The organism is Bradyrhizobium sp. CCBAU 11430 (assembly GCF_028128855.1).
In the GTDB taxonomy this organism is placed as follows: domain Bacteria; phylum Pseudomonadota; class Alphaproteobacteria; order Rhizobiales; family Xanthobacteraceae; genus Bradyrhizobium; species Bradyrhizobium ottawaense.
The window spans coordinates 29,236-45,848 of sequence record NZ_LBJV01000056.1; the positions used below are offsets into that span (position 1 = coordinate 29,236).

General features: G+C 65.5%; 12 protein-coding genes. 1 reads left to right on the forward strand and 11 read right to left on the reverse strand.

The genetic code is table 11. From position 1 onward, the window contains the following. Window positions 1-926: 926 nt before the first annotated feature. The 9 genes from XI04_RS17000 to XI04_RS17040 all read right to left on the reverse strand — a co-directional run bounded on the left by XI04_RS17000 (window position 927) and on the right by XI04_RS17040 (window position 12,826). Window positions 927-2,231 (reverse strand): TRAP transporter large permease, encoded by a 1,305-nt coding sequence (locus XI04_RS17000; RefSeq protein WP_271593605.1) that lies wholly within the window; start codon window positions 2,229-2,231, stop codon window positions 927-929. A 31-nt stretch (window positions 2,232-2,262) separates the two neighbouring features. Beyond that, window positions 2,263-2,856, reverse strand: a complete 594-nt coding sequence (locus tag XI04_RS17005; protein WP_038951026.1) for a TRAP transporter small permease subunit — start codon at window positions 2,854-2,856, stop codon at window positions 2,263-2,265. Between the two features lie 7 nt (window positions 2,857-2,863). After that, window positions 2,864-3,862 carry a TRAP transporter substrate-binding protein gene (locus tag XI04_RS17010; RefSeq protein ID WP_271609240.1) on the reverse strand — a complete coding sequence of 333 codons (999 nt, stop codon included), beginning with the start codon at window positions 3,860-3,862 and terminating at the stop codon, window positions 2,864-2,866. A 33-nt stretch (window positions 3,863-3,895) separates the two neighbouring features. Continuing rightward, on the reverse strand, window positions 3,896-5,554 hold the full coding sequence (locus XI04_RS17015) for a hydantoinase B/oxoprolinase family protein (RefSeq protein ID WP_038951027.1): 1,659 nt from the start codon (window positions 5,552-5,554) through the stop codon (window positions 3,896-3,898). A 2-nt stretch (window positions 5,555-5,556) separates the two neighbouring features. After that, on the reverse strand, window positions 5,557-7,641 hold the full coding sequence (locus XI04_RS17020; protein WP_271609241.1) for a hydantoinase/oxoprolinase family protein: 2,085 nt from the start codon (window positions 7,639-7,641) through the stop codon (window positions 5,557-5,559). Window positions 7,642-7,782: 141 nt separating this feature from the next. Beyond that, window positions 7,783-8,604, reverse strand: a complete 822-nt coding sequence (locus XI04_RS17025) for an NAD-dependent protein deacetylase (protein WP_271609242.1) — start codon at window positions 8,602-8,604, stop codon at window positions 7,783-7,785. Between the two features lie 76 nt (window positions 8,605-8,680). Next, window positions 8,681-10,480: a cation:proton antiporter domain-containing protein gene (locus XI04_RS17030; protein ID WP_271609243.1), complete on the reverse strand. Its 1,800-nt coding sequence runs from the start codon at window positions 10,478-10,480 to the stop codon at window positions 8,681-8,683. Window positions 10,481-10,596: 116 nt separating this feature from the next. Beyond that, window positions 10,597-11,433: an SDR family oxidoreductase gene (locus tag XI04_RS17035; protein WP_028140351.1), complete on the reverse strand. Its 837-nt coding sequence runs from the start codon at window positions 11,431-11,433 to the stop codon at window positions 10,597-10,599. A 73-nt stretch (window positions 11,434-11,506) separates the two neighbouring features. Beyond that, on the reverse strand, window positions 11,507-12,826 hold the full coding sequence (locus tag XI04_RS17040; protein WP_028140352.1) for a solute carrier family 23 protein: 1,320 nt from the start codon (window positions 12,824-12,826) through the stop codon (window positions 11,507-11,509). A gap of 140 nt (window positions 12,827-12,966) precedes the next feature. On the opposite strand from XI04_RS17040, the gene XI04_RS17045 reads away from it, so the two are divergent. After that, window positions 12,967-14,301 (forward strand): dicarboxylate/amino acid:cation symporter, encoded by a 1,335-nt coding sequence (locus XI04_RS17045; protein ID WP_028140353.1) that lies wholly within the window; start codon window positions 12,967-12,969, stop codon window positions 14,299-14,301. A gap of 186 nt (window positions 14,302-14,487) precedes the next feature. Here XI04_RS17045 and XI04_RS17050 read toward each other — a convergent pair whose 3' ends face one another. After that, on the reverse strand, window positions 14,488-16,101 hold the full coding sequence (locus XI04_RS17050) for an ABC-F family ATP-binding cassette domain-containing protein (RefSeq protein ID WP_271609244.1): 1,614 nt from the start codon (window positions 16,099-16,101) through the stop codon (window positions 14,488-14,490). Window positions 16,102-16,262: 161 nt separating this feature from the next. Next, a complete protein-coding gene (locus tag XI04_RS17055) occupies window positions 16,263-16,610 on the reverse strand; it encodes a RidA family protein (RefSeq protein ID WP_271609245.1) in 348 nt (115 codons plus the stop codon). Window positions 16,611-16,613: the final 3 nt, after the last annotated feature.

The window sequence follows — 16,613 nt, forward strand, 5'->3', positions numbered from 1 at the left end:
CGTTTGGCGCGCCTCTCTCGTGTCCCGGACGAGCTGCAGCGTTCTTACGCTGCTGCGCAGAGCCGGGACCCAGAAGGCTACACACTTCGCTGATGCATGGGCCCCGGCTCTGCAGCGCACCACGCCGCGAAGACGCGGCGCGTTGCACTGCGTCCGGGGCACGAGACCGTTGTTTAGCGATGGACATGACTGCTTATTCTCGCGGCCTGACTTGCCCGAGCTTTGCTGATCTCTTCCGCCCTTTAAAAGCAAGGGCGCAGGGAAGGCCGGGCGCCGGCTGGCACCCGAAGTCCCGCGTGTGCGAAAGAAACGCGCACGGGGTGGACGACAGGTGATGCCGGTCGCCCGGCCTTCCCTGCGCGATGGTTTTCACGGTGTCCTTCGTGCTCTCCTCGGGGAGCGATGCACTATTGCCCCCGTCGCCTTGCAGATGGCTGATGCACGCGCCCGGTCGGGCCGCCACATCACCGCAAGCCTTGACGCACAGACCCCGGGCGTCAGGACCACACGACTTCTCCGTCCGCGCACATCCCCATCCGCATCCCCGACGGCTGGCGTGCGCTCGCCATCGGGGCCGAACAAGGACGCTGTCAGCGCCGTGTCGTATCGCGCCTGTCGCTGCTCACGGTTTCCCGCCCTGCAGCCATCATCGCGCGCCGACGCCGTCGCGGCCACCGCATCCCGGCCCGCGTCTCGTGACGATCGCGAAACGCCCCTCGTGGCGGGCGGGATGTCACGGGTTGTACGGCAAAACCGAACTTCTGTAAATTCGAATATTTTCGCGCGCGGCTATCGACCCAGCACTGGCGTGATTTGCCCGTCGGGCGACACAACGGATGGTAGGTGGGCAGGCCTGCGATCCCCGCCGCACCGCAACGCCATTCCGCTGACGGCTGCGGCACCCGCCACACCCGCCACCGACCAATCTACCCGTACAGCACCCGCGGCAGAATCGTGACGATGCCGGGCCACAGCGTCAGCAGCAGCACGAAGCCGATCATGATGACGAGATACGGCAGCGTCACGCGCGCGATGTAGCCGAGGCCATCTTCCGTCAGGCCCTGGATCACGAACAGGTTGAAGCCGACGGGCGGGGTGATCTGCGCCATCTCGACCGCGAGCACGAGGAAGATGCCGAACCAGATCTCGTCGAATCCCGCCCCCTTCACGATCGGCAGCACGATCGGCAACGTCATCACGATCATCGAGAAGCCGTCGAGGAAGCAGCCGAGGATCAGGTAGAAGACGACCAGCACCACGATCAGCATGAAGGGCGACAGGCCGAGCCCCTTGACGAAGGCGGCGACGGCCTGCGGGATGCCGAGAAAGGCCGCGGCATTGCCGAGAATCGAAGCGCCGAGCACGATCAGCGCGATCATCGAGCAGGTCACGACCGAGCCGATCAGCACGTCGCGCATCACCTGCTGCGACATCGAGCCCTGCGCCCAGGCCACCAGCGCCGCGCCCAGCACGCCGACGGCGGCGGCCTCCGACGGGGTCGCAAGCCCGCCATACATCGAGCCGAGCACGCAGGCGATTAGGAACAGCGCCGGTGCGAGATCCTTCAGCGCGGCGAAGCGCTCGCCCCACGGCACCTGCGAGAGCTTTGCTTCCGTCTCCGGCACCATCGCGGGCTTGAGCGTGGTGTGCAGCATCACCCAGCCCATGAAGGTTGCGGCGAGCAGAAGTCCGGGCAGCACGCCGGCGGTGAACAGTTTCAGGATCGAGACGTCGCCGAGCACGCCGTAGATGATCATGATGTTGGACGGCGGGATCAGGAAGCCGAGCGTGCCGGCACCGGCGAGCGAGCCGATCGCGATGTCGCGCGAGTAGCCGCGGCGCAAGAGCTCGTTGAGCGACATGCGGCCGATCACCTGCGTGGTCGCGGCCGACGAGCCCGAGATCGCCGCGAAGATGGTGCAGCCGATCACGTTCACATGCAGCAATCGGCCGGGCAGCAACCCCGCCCAGGGCGCCAGCCCCTGAAACAGCGAGCGCGACAGGCGGGTGCGGAACAGCAACTCGCCCATCAGGATGAACAGCGGCAGCGCCAACAGCTCCTGCGTGGTCAGGATGTTCCAGGCGTATTGCGGCAACAGCTTGTCGAGCGGGATCGAGCGGAACATCGCGAGCAGCAATGTCGCTGTCAGCGCGAGCGTGAGGCCGATCCACACGCCGCAGGCCAGCAGCGCAAACAGGATCGCGAACAGGGCGACGACTTCGATGGTCATGCGATCTGGAATCCGGGAGCGAGCAAAGCTGTCATTCGACGGGCGAGGCCTTCATGCGGTGATCCTCCAGCGGCAGGCCGAGCACGGCCTGGATCGCGCGTGCCAGGAATTGCAGCGTGAGCAGCAGCATGCCGAAGGTGACGACGGCTTCCGGAAACCACAGCGGCGTGTCGCTCGAGGTCGAGACCTGGCCGCGCACATAGGCGCCGAAAGCGAACTTCGCCATGGCCGAGGTCAGGAACGCCATGAAGGCAAAACCGGCCGCGGCGGACAGGATCTCCAGCGCCCGTTGCAACGGCGCCGGCGCGTTCTTGAGCAGTAGCACGACACGGATGTGGCCGCCGACACGCAAGGTCATGGCGGCTCCGAAGGTGAAGGACGCCGCCATCAGATAGGATGAGTATTCCCAGGCAATCGAGATCGTCGGCGGGAAGAACGACAGGAAATTCGAGAGGAAGCGCGTTGCGACCTCGCACAGCATCAGCAGTGTCAGCGTCAACAGGCAGCCGCCGCCGATCCAGCCGTCGAGCCGGCCGAGACGGTCGATGCCGTCGAGCAGAATGCGCAGCGGCGCCGGCGCCGCGGCGTTGAGACTTTGTGAAGCCGCGGGCGAAACGCTGACCATATCGGCCTCAGCGCTTCATTTCGGCGAGATAGGCCCGCACCGGCTTATCGGCCGCCGGCACGCGCTTGAGGAAGGCGTCGAGCTGCGGCGCGGTCTTGGCCCGGATATCCGTCATCATCGCGCCCGAGACCGGCACCACCTCCATACCGCCCTCCTTCAGGCGGTTGAGGCTGTCGGCATCGGCCTTGAGCGAGTTCGCCCAGAACCCCGGCTCCATCTTCGCGGCGATGCCGGCGACCATCTGCTGTTGGTCGGCGCTGAGGGCCTTCCAGGAATCGAGATTGACGGTGAGCATCTGCGAGGACCAGACGTGATTGGTCGGGTAGACGTATTTCAGGAATTCCCAGAACTTGCCGTCGACGCCCGAGACCGCCGAGGTCGAGACGCCCGCGACGGCGCCCGAGGCGAGCGCGGGGATGGTCTCGCCCCAGGGGATCATCACCGGCGCCATGCCGACCACGGCCAGCATGTCGACGGCGTTCTTGTCGGGCACGCGGATCTTGATGTTCTTCAATCCGTCGACATCGGCGACCTTGACCTTGAGATGCAGATACTGCGTCGGCCACGGCACGATGTAGAGGATCTTCTGGTTGTTGCGTGCGGCGACTTTCTCGTATTCGGGCCGCACATATTTGTGCAGCACCTTCAGTTCGTCCATCGAGCTGCAGAGGAAGGGAATGCTCTCGACGCCCATGAAGGGCTCGTCGCCGACCTGCTGGATGTTGAGGACGTCGGCAAGCGGCACCAGGCCGTCGCGCACGGCGCGCAGATGTTCGGGTCCCTTGAAGCCGAGTTGGCCACCGGCCTTCACGGTAATCGCGACCGAGCCGCCGCTCTGCTTCTTCACTTCCTCGGCGAAGGCCATCGCGTTCTGGGTGTGGAAATTGCCGTCGGGCCAGACCGTCGACATGTCCCAGTTCGCCGTCGCCGCCCCGGCGCGGGTCGAGATGTGGCCGGCGGCGAGCAGCGTCGCTGCGCCCGCGGTGAAGTTCCGTCGCGTGATCATTGCTCCCCTCCGTTTACCAAGCGCACTGGTTTGTCAGCGCGGGTACCCATAAACTGCAGCCGCATTGTCGGCGGACACGAGCCCGCTTTCGATGTCGTCCCTGACCGCCGCGCGATCGCGCGTCGTGGGGGCGCCGATGCCGGCGCCGCCCGGCGTCAGCACAACAAGCCGGTCGTCCGGCGGCACCTGCTGAAATCCTTTTCCACGCAGCTTCTTGCCTGACTTGAGGCCGACATAGCCGGCCTCGCCGTTCTTGCCGCCATCGCGCCCGCGCGGCGGATGATCGATGCGGTCGAACGCCGCCAGGATGTCGAACGGCGCATCGACGCCGCTGCCGACCTCGATGATCTGGCCGAGGCCGCCGCGGGTGCGCCCTGCCCCGCCGGAATCCGGACGCAGCTCCTTGCGCCAGAAGATCAGCGGCGTCTGCGTCTCCGCGATCTCGACCGGGGTGCCGCGCACGCCGCTGGGATAGGCGGTGGCCGACAGCCCATCCTTGCCGAAGCGCGCACCGGTGCCGCCATTGGAGGTCACCGCCATCGAGAATCCGTAATTGCCGCCGACGCCGGAGCGGGTCTGGCCGCGGACGTTGAGATTCCACAGGCACGAGGTGCCTTCGGCCGGAACGCGCTCGGGAATGATCTGACGCAGGCAGCCGAACACCACGTCGGGCAGCATCTGCCCGATGATGTGGCGCGAGGCGACCGGCGCGGGCTTCGGCGCATTCAGGATCGCGCCTGCGGGTGCCGACACCGTCAGCGGCGACAGCGAGCCGGCATTGTTCGGGATCTGCGACGCCACGACACAGCCGAGGCCGAACACGGTGTAGGCGGTGGTGTAGGACAAGGGCACGTTGATGCCGAACTTCGAGGCCGCGGAGGTGCCGTCGAAATCGACATGGATGCCCGCATCCGAGATCGTCAGCGTCGCAGCCAGCGTGACCGGGGCATCATAACCGTCGACCACCATGGTGTTGCGCCAGCTGCCTTTCGGCAGCTTGGCGATCTCGGCCAGGACCGCCTCGCGTGAGCGGTCGCAGATGTAATCGCCGAGCCCGTCGAGCGTATCGATGCCGAACTCGGTCATCATCTCGACCAGGCGCTCGCAGCCGACGTCGTTGCAGCCGGCGAGCGAATAGGTGTCGCCTTCGGTATCGATCGGCAGCCGCGTGTTGGTGCGGATCATCGCCATCAGCGTCTCGTTGACGACGCCCTGGTCGATCAGCTTCAGCATGGGGATGTAGAGCCCCTCCATGAACACGTCGGTGGCGTCAGGCCCGAAGCCGATGCCGCCGATGTCCATCAGGTGGCTGGTGCAGGAGAACAGCGCGACCGGTTTGCCGTCCTTGAAGCAGGGCGTGGTGACGACGAAGTCGTTGAGATGACCGGTGCCCATCCAGGGATCGTTGGTGATGTAGGCATCACCCTCCTTCATCGTCTCGATCGGGAAGTGGTTGATGAAGTGCTTGACCGATTCCGCCATCGAGTTGACGTGACCGGGCGTGCCGGTCACCGCCTGCGCCAGCATCCGCCCCTTGAGGTCGAACACGCCGGCCGAGAGGTCGCCGCATTCGCGCACGATCGGGCTGAAGGCGGTGCGGAGCAGCACCTGGGCCTGCTCCTCGACCACGGCGATCAGCCGGTGCCACATGATCTGAAGGTCGATCAGGCTCGCGCCATTTGCCTTGCTCATGATCAGGCCGCCTTCCGTTCCATGACGATGCTGCCGGCACCGTCGATATGGGCATCAAAACTGGTGGAAACGAAGGTAGAGGTCTCGTCCTCCGCGATCACGGCCGGGCCTGCGATGGTCGCGCCCGGCACCATGTCCTCGCGGCGATAGAGCGGGATCTCGATCACCTCGCCGGCGCGGCCGTCGAAGAATTTGCGGCTGCCGACAGCCTTGCCGGCAGGCTTGCGCGTGACGGCGGCGACAGCAGATGGATTGCGCGCCTCCGTCGTAGCGAGCACCGACCAGCTCAACACCTCGATCGCGGCGCCCGGGATCGGCCGCTCGAACATCGCGGAATAGTCCGCCTCGAACTTCTGGCGCAGGCCGGCGAGATCGGCCCCCGTCAGCCGCCGGTTCGGCAGCTCGACCGAGATCTCATGGCCCTGGCCGACATAGCGCATGAAGGCGGCGCGTCGTTCGCGCACCGGCGCACCGGCAGCACCAGGCTCGACCAGCGCGCGCGCCTCGGTCACCATCTCCTGCAGGAGATCCGACACCGCTTCGGTGTCGAAATCATCGAGCCGGACATGTCGACTGCGCACCAGCTCATAGGCGATCGGTGCCGCAAGGAAACCGACGGCCGAGCCGACACCGGCATTCGACGGCACGATCACGCGGGAGACGCCGATCTTCTCGGCAACGCGCGCCGCATGCAACGGCGCCGCGCCGCCAAAGGCGATCAGCGTGTGCTGGCCGACGATCTCGCCGCGCTCGACCGCATGGACACGCGCCGCACTCGCCATGTTCTCGCAGACGACCTCGTGCACGGCATAGGCCGCAGTCTCTGCCGACAGGCCGAGCGGCTCGCCGACGCTGCGCAGCAGCGCCTGCTTCGAAAGCTCCGGATCGAGCTTGATCGTACCGCCGGCAAATGCGTCGGGATCAATCATGCCGAGCGCGACGTCCGCATCGGTCACCGCCGGACGCTGGCCGCCGCGGCCGTAGCAGGCCGGGCCCGGCTCGGACGATGCACTCTCGGGCCCGACGGTGACGCGCTTCATCGCGTCGACATGGGCGATCGAGCCGCCCCCGGCGCCGATCTCGACCATCTCGATCACGGGGATGCGCACCGGCAGGCCGGAGCCTTTGAGGAAGCGCGCGGCGCGATCGACCTCGAACACGCGCGAGGTCTCGGGCTGGTACTTTTCGATCAGGCAAATCTTTGCCGTGGTGCCGCCCATGTCGAAGGACAGCACCTTGCTCTCGCCAAGACGCGCCGCGATCTGCGCCGCGAAGATTGCGCCGCCGGCAGGCCCGGACTCGACGAGGCGCACCGGAAAGCGCCGCGCCGTCTCGATCGAGGTGACGCCGCCACCTGAGGTGACGAGATAGATCGCGCCGCGGAACTGCTCGACCTGCAAGGCGTCGGCCATGCGGGCGAGATAGCCGTCGATCAGGGGTTGCACATAGGCGTTCGCGACCGCTGTCGATGTGCGCTCATACTCGCGAATCTCCGGGCAAACGGCCGAGGACACGGTCACGGAGATATCAGGCATCTCCTCGGCCAGGATCGCGGCCGCACGTCGCTCGTGCTCGGGATTGGCATAGGAGTGCAGGAAGGCGATCCCGACGCTCGCGACGCCCAGCTCACGCAATTTCGGCGCGAGTGCACGCACCGACGCTTCGTCGAGCGGGAGACGGACGGCGCCGTGGGCGTCGACGCGCTCGGGCACGGTGAAACGCAGGCTGCGCGGCGCCAGCGGCCTCGGTTTGTCGATGCCGAGATCATATTGATCGTAGCGGCTCTCGGTGCCGATATCGAGCACGTCGCGAAAGCCTTCGGTCGCAATCAGGGCCGTCTTGGCACCGCGGCGCTCGATGATGGCGTTGGTGGCGAGCGTGGTGCCGTGAATGAAGACGTCGATGTCGCTGATATGCGCGCGCGCATCGGCGAGAATGAGACGCATCCCGTCCAGCACGGCCTGTTCGGGGCGCTGCGGCGTCGTCAGCAGCTTGCGCGTCTTGCGATCCTGCCCCACGTCCAGCACGATGTCGGTGAACGTACCACCGATATCGACGGCAAGCCGCACCTCGGCTCCCTCAAGCATTCCAAATTCTCCGCGCTGATCGTCAAGACTGAGGTCGAAAGCGCAGCAATTTCCATGCCATGGACGACGAGGACAACGCCGCGCCCGGCCATTCTGCTTGGCACCTATGCAATAGGCAAGCTGAGTTCACCGCCTGCGCGATCAGAGCAGGAATGCAAGCGCCGCCTCGCAGCGCTCCTCGACCTTGAGCGTCAGGAGATCGTCGGCGCGGGTGCGGCCGAGATTGACCGCCGCAATCGGAATATTGCGCTGCGCGGCAGCCTGCACGAAGCGGAATCCGGAATAGACCATCAGCGAGGAGCCGACGATCAGCATGGCGTCGGCCTGCGCCAGATGATCCTGCGCGGTGGCGACGATGTCGCGGGGCACGTTCTCGCCGAAGAACACGACGTCGGGCTTGAGGATGCCGCCGCAGGCTTCGCAAGGAGGCACCTGGAAGGACGAAAAATCCTCGTGCTCCAGATCGGCGTCGCCATCGGGTGCATCGGCCGCATCGAGCGTCAGCCACGCCGCATTCGCGCGACCAAGCGCGTGCTGAAACTCATCGCGAGGCGTCTTGCGGCCGCAGCCCATGCAGCGAACCAGATCGAGCCGGCCGTGCAGGTCGATCACCTGGCGGTGGCCGGCCGACTGATGCAGCCGGTCGACGTTCTGGTTCAGCAGCATCCCGCACCGGCCGTTCGCCTCGAGCCGGGCCAGCGCACGATGCGCATCGTTCGGGCGAGCCTGGCCGAACCGCCGCCAGCCGATCAGGCTGCGCGCCCAATAGCGCCGCCGCGTATGCTCGTCCGACATGAAGGACTGGAAGTTGACCGGCTGGGTCCGCTTCCAGTTGCCGTTGCTGTCGCGATAATCGGGAATGCCAGAATTGGTGCTGCAGCCGGCGCCGGTCAGCACGAACAGTTTTTCGTGCCGGCCGACGAAATCCTGGAGCGGGGAGCTTGCCAGTGGAGCGTTTGCCATGGCGCAGATGTAGTCTGCGCGGGCGGGTTTTGCCAGATCATCGCAGTCCGCAGCGCATAGCGACCCGGATGGGCGGTTATCGCGGGGACCGGCGCCCCGTGAGATCGAGCGGGCGCACTTTCTCCTGTCCGGCAATGCGGGCGGCTTGCTGCAGCGTCAGCCGGAATTCATCCCGCTTCTCGTGCACCGAGGCTATCGCATTCCCGACCGCAACTCCGAGGCCGACCAGTGCGGCTTCGGAAAGCTGCAGGCTTGCCTCGATGGTTTCCGGCACCGCATCGGTTGCGCCGATCGCATAGAGGTGACGGGCATGGTCGGCATCCCGCGCACGTGAAACGATCAGCACATCCGGCCGCACCGCCCGGATCCGCTCGACGACAGCATCGATCGCCGGCCGCGACTGGATGGTGATGATCACACCGGTCGTCTGCATCAGGCCGCAAGCCTCGAGGAAACCGAGCTCTGTCGCATCGCCAAAATAGACCTTGTGACCGTCGCGGCGGTCGCGCGCCACGGCGACGGCCTCGTGATCGACCGCGATGTAGTTCAGGCCGTGGCTGGTCAGCAGCGAACAGACGACTTTTCCAACGCGGCCGTAGCCGACCACGATGGCCTGCGCCCGGTCGCCGGGCGGCCGGACCGCCAGCTCTGGATCGGGCGAGCGCTCAGGACCCAGCTTCGCGGCCAGTCGGCGTCCGAGCGCGCCCAAAAGCGGCGTCAAGGCCATCGTCACGGCGGTGATGGCGACGGCAAAGCTCGACACGCGCGGCTCGATCAGACCGCCGGCCGCCGCCATTCCGATGCTGACGAACGCGAATTCGCCGACGGGACCCAGCAGGAAGCCGATCTCGATCGCCGTCGCCCAGGACAGCCTGAAGAGCCGGCCGAGCATGATGAGCACGATCGCCTTGCCGACGAGAATGCCGATGACCGCAGCCAGCAGCCAACCAGGCTCGCGCATGAACACGCGGAAGTCGATGGCCATGCCGACCGTGAAGAAGAAGATGCCCAGCAGCAGGCCCTTGAACGGCTCGACGGTGGCCTCAATGGCCTTGCCATACTCCGTTTCCGCCAGCATCAGTCCCGCAACGAATGCTCCGAGCGCCATCGACAGGCCCGCCTGGTGCGCGGCAATCCCTGCGCCGACGATGACGAACAAGGTCGTGGCGACAAACAGCTCCGTCGAGTGGGTGCCCGCAACCATCTGGAACAGCGGCCGCATCAGCAGCCGTCCGAGCAGAGTGAGGACAGCGACCGCCAGCGCGGCCTTCAGGATCGCGCTGGAGATGTGCGCCAGGACGGAGCCGCCACTCTCCGCGCCGAGCACCGAGACGAAAACCAGAATGGGAACGACTGCGAGGTCCTGGGCCAGCAGCACCGAGAAGCTGGCGCGACCGGCAGTGGTCGCAAGTCGTTTCTCGGTGGACAAAAGCTCGAGCACGATCGCCGTCGAGGACAACGCAAGGCTCGCGCCCAGGATGACGGCCGTATCCGAGCTCTGCCCGGAGAGAAGCGTCACGCCGAAAATCATGGCGGACGTCGCCAGCACCTGCAGGCCACCAAGCCCGAACACCAGGCGCCGCATCGTGACGAGCCGCCTGAAAGATAGTTCGAGCCCGATCAGGAACAGCAGGAAGACGATACCGAGATTGGCGATACCCTCGACATTCTGCGCGTCGGCGACGGTGACCCAGTACAGCAACGGGAGCTGCTGAACGAGCGAGCCGAGCCCGAGCGGACCGAGAATGGCGCCGGCACCGAGATAGCCCAGCACGGGATTGATGCCCCAATGGCGGACAATCGGCACCACGACGCCGGCAGTGCCGAGGACCACCAGCGCGTCGCTGTAGGCATTGATGTTGATGGTTGTGGTCACGAGCCCTTCATGTGTCGACGCTTGCCAATAGCGGCAGCGTCGTCCACGGTCGATAGCACACGGCGCCGCAGACCCCTACCCGGCCCGACCGCCATCCTCACAGTCCCAAACTGAGATCAACTCGCCCAGTTCTCGCGGAATTCCGGAAAGAGCGTCAGGCCTCCGCAGGCGTAGAGGGTCTGCCCGGTGATGTAGCTCGCATCGTCCGAGGCGAGGAAGGCGAACACGGCGGCGATCTCCTCCGGCGTACCGACGCGTCCCATGGGAATGTGGCTGGTGACGACGCCGCGCTTTTCGGGATCGCCGGTCCAGGCCGCGTTGATCGGCGTGTCGATCGCGCCGGGCCCGACCGCGTTGACGCGAATGCCGCGGCCGGCGAACTCCAGCGCCAGCGTGCGCGTCAGATTGGCCATGCCGCCCTTGCTGATCGAATAGGCGAGATAGCCGGGTTTCGGGATGATCTGGTGCACGCTGGAGCAGTTGATGATGGAGCCCCCTCCCCCGCGCGCCACGAAATGCGCGAGCGCCTTCTGGGCGCAGAGCACGGCGCCGTTGAGGTTGACGTCGATGATGCGCCGATAGGTCTCGACGTCGAGCGCCTCGCTCGGTGATTCCTTCTGGAAGCCGGCATTGTTGACGAGACAATCGAGGCGCTTCCAGCGCGCCAAAATCGTCTCGAACATCGCGGCGATCTCCTGCGCGTTGCCGACATTGGCCCTGACGATGAGATGATCGAGCTTGCCATGGCCACGATCGCCCGATGCCGTGCGTGCATGCGCCAGCGTCTCCTCCGCCCGCTCCTCGTTCTCGAAATAATTGATCGCAACAGTCGCACCTTCCTGGGCGAGCCGGATGGCGACGGCGCGACCGATGCCTTGCGAGGCGCCGGTCACCAGGGCGTATTGGCCAACGAGGCGCGAGGGAAAGGAGGTCGAGCGATCGGTTTGCGGCATGGGTTCTCTCCGGGATGTCTCATCATCGATGGAACCGGCGTTTTGTTCCATCCCTTTCGTGCATCCCTGGGAATCACTCCGCGCGCCGCGCCAGCGGCGAGGTCAGGATCTGGTAGAGGATGATGGCGCCAAAAGTTGCCGTGCCGATCCCGCCGATCGTGAATGCGCCGAATTTGAGCGTGAGGTCGCCCGCACCGGCGGTCAGCGCCACGGCGACGGTGATCAGGTTTGCAGGATTGGCGAAATCGACCTTGTTCTCGACCCAGATCCGGCCCGCCATCGCCGCGATCAGTCCGAACAGCACGATCGAGAGGCCGCCGATGACGGGTCCCGGGATCGACAGGATCAGCGCGCCGAATTTCGGCGAGAAGCCGAGCAGGATCGACACCATGGCGGCGAAGGCGAACAGCAATGTCGAATAGACCTTCGTCGCCGCCATGACGCCGATGTTCTCGGCATAGGTGGTGACGCCGGTGCCGCCGCCGCAGGCCGCCACGATGGTAGCTAAGCTGTCGGCGAACAGGGCGCGGCCGAGATAGGCGTCGAGACTCCGGCCCGTCATGGCGCCGACGGCCTTGATGTGCCCGAGATTCTCGGCAACGAGAATGATCGCAACCGGCGCGATCAGGAAGATCGCATCGGCCTGGAATGTCGGCGTGGTGAAGCTCGGCATGCCGAACCACGGCGCGGCTGAAAGCTGAGTGAAGTCGATCGGCTTGCCGAAACCGAGCCCGTTGGCGAACAGCAGGTACAGAAGATATCCGCCGATCGCGCCAAGGATGATCGGCAGGCGGCGCCACAAGCCTGGCGCCGCAACGGCCACCACGCCGATGATCAGAACGGTCGCAAGTCCGATTCCGGTATCGAACGCATTCGCGCTCACCGCCTTGACCGCCACGGGCGCGAGGTTGAGGCCGATGGCTGCGACCACGGCACCGGTGACGGCCGGCGGCAGCAGCCGCTCGATCCAGCCGACTCCCGACCACATCACGATCAGCGCGATCACACCATAGAGCACTCCAGCGGCAACGATGCCGCCGAGCGCGACCGAAATATTGGGATTCGCCCCCTGCCCGGCATAGCCTGTGGCCGCGATGACGACGGCGATGAACGAGAAGCTCGAGCCGAGATAGCTCGGCACGCGCCCGGCGACGATGACGAAGAAGATCAGCGTGCCGATGCCGGAGAACAGGACGGCGACATTGGGATCGAAGCCCATCAGCAGCGGCGCGATGATCGTCGAGCCCGACATCGCGACGCAATGCTGGAGACCGGAGACGATGGTCTGGCCCCATGACAGCCGCTCCTCCGGCATGATCACGCCTGAGGTCTTCAACGTCCAACGCGGGAAATAGCCTCGCTGTTGCCGGCCGGCGCCTGATGAAGTCGACATGTTCCCCCCAGTTGCGGTGCAGCGACCGATCTTCGTGCGAACAGACAAAAATGTGATTGTCGCTTCTGCGGCGACCATCACATGATGCAAGCCATGCAAGATCGAAATCACGCAAAATCAATGCGTTCCGGGGCCACTCTATGACACAAGTCGCGATCCAGCCAGCCATCCATCGCCGGCAACAGCCCTGGTACAAGATCCTCTACGTGCAGGTGCTGATCGCGATCGCGCTCGGCGTACTGATCGGCTATTTCTACCCCGATCTCGGCAAGGCCTTGAAGCCGCTCGGCGACGGCTTCATCGCGCTGATCAAGATGATGATCGCGCCGGTGATCTTCTGCACCGTGGTGCACGGCATCTCCTCGATGGGCGACCTCAAGCGCGTCGGCCGGGTCGGGCTGAAGTCGCTGATCTATTTCGAGACGGTCTCGACCGTCGCGCTCGCGGTCGGCCTCCTGGTCGGTGAGATCCTGCAGCCCGGGCACGGCTTCAACATCGATCCCGCCACGATCGACCCGAACTCGGTCGCCACCTACGTCACCAAAGCCAAGGAAGAGGGCATCGTCGCCCATCTGATGGCGATCATCCCCGACAGCTATTTGGGCGCGATCGCGCGCGGCGACCTTTTGCAGGTGCTGCTGATCTCGATCCTGTCCGGCTTCGCCATCGCCTTTCTCGGCAAGGCCGGCGAGCCCATTGCGGACGCGATCGACAAGGCCGCCAAGATGTTCTTCGGCATCATCCGCATCATCGTGCGCGTGGCGCCGATCGGCGCCTTCGGCGCGATGGCGTTCACGGTCGGCGCCTACGGCCTCGGCTCGCTGATCAATCTCGCCGCCCTGATCGGCACGTTCTATCTCACCAGCATGCTGTTCGTGCTCGTGGTGTTAGGTGCGATCGCGCGGCTCGCCGGCTTCTCGATCCTCCGCTTCATCGCCTACATCAAGGACGAGCTGCTGATCGTGCTCGGCACGTCGTCCTCCGAGACGGTGCTGCCGCAGATGATCCAGAAGATGGAGCATCTCGGCGCCTCGCGATCCGTGGTCGGCCTCGTGATTCCGACCGGCTACAGCTTCAACCTCGACGGCACCAACATCTACATGACGCTGGCGACGCTGTTTCTGGCGCAGGCGACCAACACGCATCTGACCATCTGGCAGGAGCTCGGCATTCTGGGCATCGCCATGATCACCTCGAAGGGCGCCTCCGGCGTGACCGGCGCGGGCTTCATCACGCTCGCAGCGACACTCTCGATCGTGCCTGACATCCCGATCCAGTCGATCGCGATCCTGGTCGGCATCGACAAGTTCATGAGCGAATGCCGCGCGCTGACCAATCTGATCGGCAACGGCGTCGCCTGCGTGGTCATCAGCATCTCCGAAGGCGAGCTCGACCGCGAGGCGCTGCACGAGACCATGGCCCACCCGCTCGAGATCGGCGAAGCGCTCGAGCCGGGCGGGAGTGCAGCATCGTAGGTTGCAAACCAGCCGGCTCAGCGCGATTCCGACGCGGTAGTTTCCCGGAGTGGTCAATTGCTGCGGGACGCGTCACAACAGTTGCGTTGGGATCACGGATTGATACTCATTTTTTCCACCCGACGCGCTGGGGGCAGGGCGTCGGGTTTTTGAAAATCACTGCCATATCAGGACCGCCGGCCGGGATCAGACGATCCCGCCGTGAGTGCGCAACACCTTGGCGGCGAGGTCGAGCCGCCGCGTGACCCCAATCGCCTGCAGGAACGCTTCGTCATGACTGACGACGAGCAGCGCGCCGTCATAGGCCCTCAAGCCGGCTTCGACCGCTTCGATGGACTCGATGTCGAGATGATTGGTCGGCTCGTCCAGGATCAGCAGCGACGGCGGCGATGACCCGCCCAGCACGCAAGCGAGGCCCGCGCGAAACATCTGCCCGCCACTCAGGCTTCCGGCGACTTGCAAGGCGGCATCGGCGCGAAACATGAACCGCGCCAGCGCGGCATAGCATTCGTTCGCTCCCGCCTTCGGATTGAGACGCCCAAAATTCTCCAGGATGGAGATCGAGGGGTCGAGCAGGCTGACCTTCTGGTCGAACAGCGCGAAATCCGGCCTGACCCGCAGGGTGCCCGAAAGCGGACGCAGATCCCCCGCGATGAGTTTCAACAGCGTCGTCTTGCCGGAGCCGTTGGGCCCGACCAGCGCGATCCGCTCCGGACCGACGACGGCGAATGAGAGATCGCGCAGGACCGGCTGCTCCGACCGATAGCCGGCGCTGACGCGGTCGAGCCAAAGCACCTCCCTGGCCGCCGGCAGGCCGGTCGCGGGCAGCTTGACGGAGAGCGGCTGAAGAATTTCGATGCGCCCGCGCGCCGTGTCGACGGCTTGAAGCGCTTCCGCGCGCAGCCGCTCGGCGATTTGCGCGGTCTTGCCGCCGGTATCCTCGCTGCGATCCTTGCGCGCCCCCGCCAGGATGCGCGGCATGTCGCCCTTGGCGCGCTTCTTCCTGCCGCCGCTGTCCTTGCGCGCTTTCTTCTCCGCGGCCTCCTGCGCCTTGCCGTCGATCTCGGATAGCTTCCTCTCGGCATGCGCGAGGTCGTGCCTGACGGCGGCGAGCTCGACCGCCTTCTGTTCGCGGTAACGGCTCCAATTGCCGCCGTATCGCGTGGCTCCGAGCGACGTCAGCTCGACAATCGCATCCATCGTATCGAGCAGGCGCCGATCGTGGCTGACGACGATCGCACCGCCGCGCCAGGCCGCGAGGAGATCGATCACGGCCTTGCGGCCGTCCTGGTCGAGATTGTTGGTTGGCTCGTCCAGCAGCAGGAAGTCCGGCTCGGCAAAGACCAATGCGGCGAGGCGAACCCGCGTGATCTGGCCGCCGGACAGCCGCTCCAGCTCGGTGTCGGGAGCGAGATCAAACCCGAGACGTGCAAGCGCAGCCTGTAGGCGTGCCTCGATAGTCCAATCGACCTCGGCGAGGTCGTCGGCCGAGACTTCCCCCCGCTCGGCGCGGCGAAGCAGCGCGAGGTGACCTCGCACTCCGAACAAATCGGCCACCGTCGCACCGGCAAGGAGCTGGATATCCTGGCGCAGCAAACCGACGGTTCCGTTGACGACGACGCGCCCCGCCTGGGGAAGATGCTCCCCGGGGATCGACCCGAGCAACGTCGTCTTCCCGACGCCATTGCGACCGACGAGGCCGGTCCGCTCGGCGCCGAACGTCAGATCGATGTTCGAGAGAAGAGGACGGCCGTCAGGCGTGGACAGCGACAGATTCGACAGGATGATTGAAGCAGGCATGGAATTCCCCGTGAGCAAGGCGGATGAGCTTTGCGGTCGGGGTAAAATCCATGGCTGCGAAGTTCCTGATCGGGGACCCTCTAACTAGTCCCATCGAAGCGCGAGATCAAGGCGCGGCTCGAGGGACGACGGCGCGGAGAGCGCCGACGTCCCTGTCGCGATCAGCCCTTGAGCGCGGTAACCACCACCTCGATCAGCGCGCTGCCGCCGAGATCGGCGACGCCGACCGTGGCGCGGGTCGGCAGATTGTCACCGAAGAACTCGGTCCAGGCCGCGTCCATCTCCTTCTTCTTGGAGAGATCCGTGACGAAGATCGACGCACTGACGATGCGGCTCTTGTCGGTGCCGGCTTCTTTCAGATAACCGGCGATCTTGCCGAGGATGTTGCGGGTCTGATCGCCCATGGACATGCTGGTGTCATCGGCGATGGTGCCGCCGAGGAAGACGAAGCCATTGGCCTCGACGGCGCGGTGCATGATGGGCGTGCGAATGCTGCGGGTGATGCTCATGAG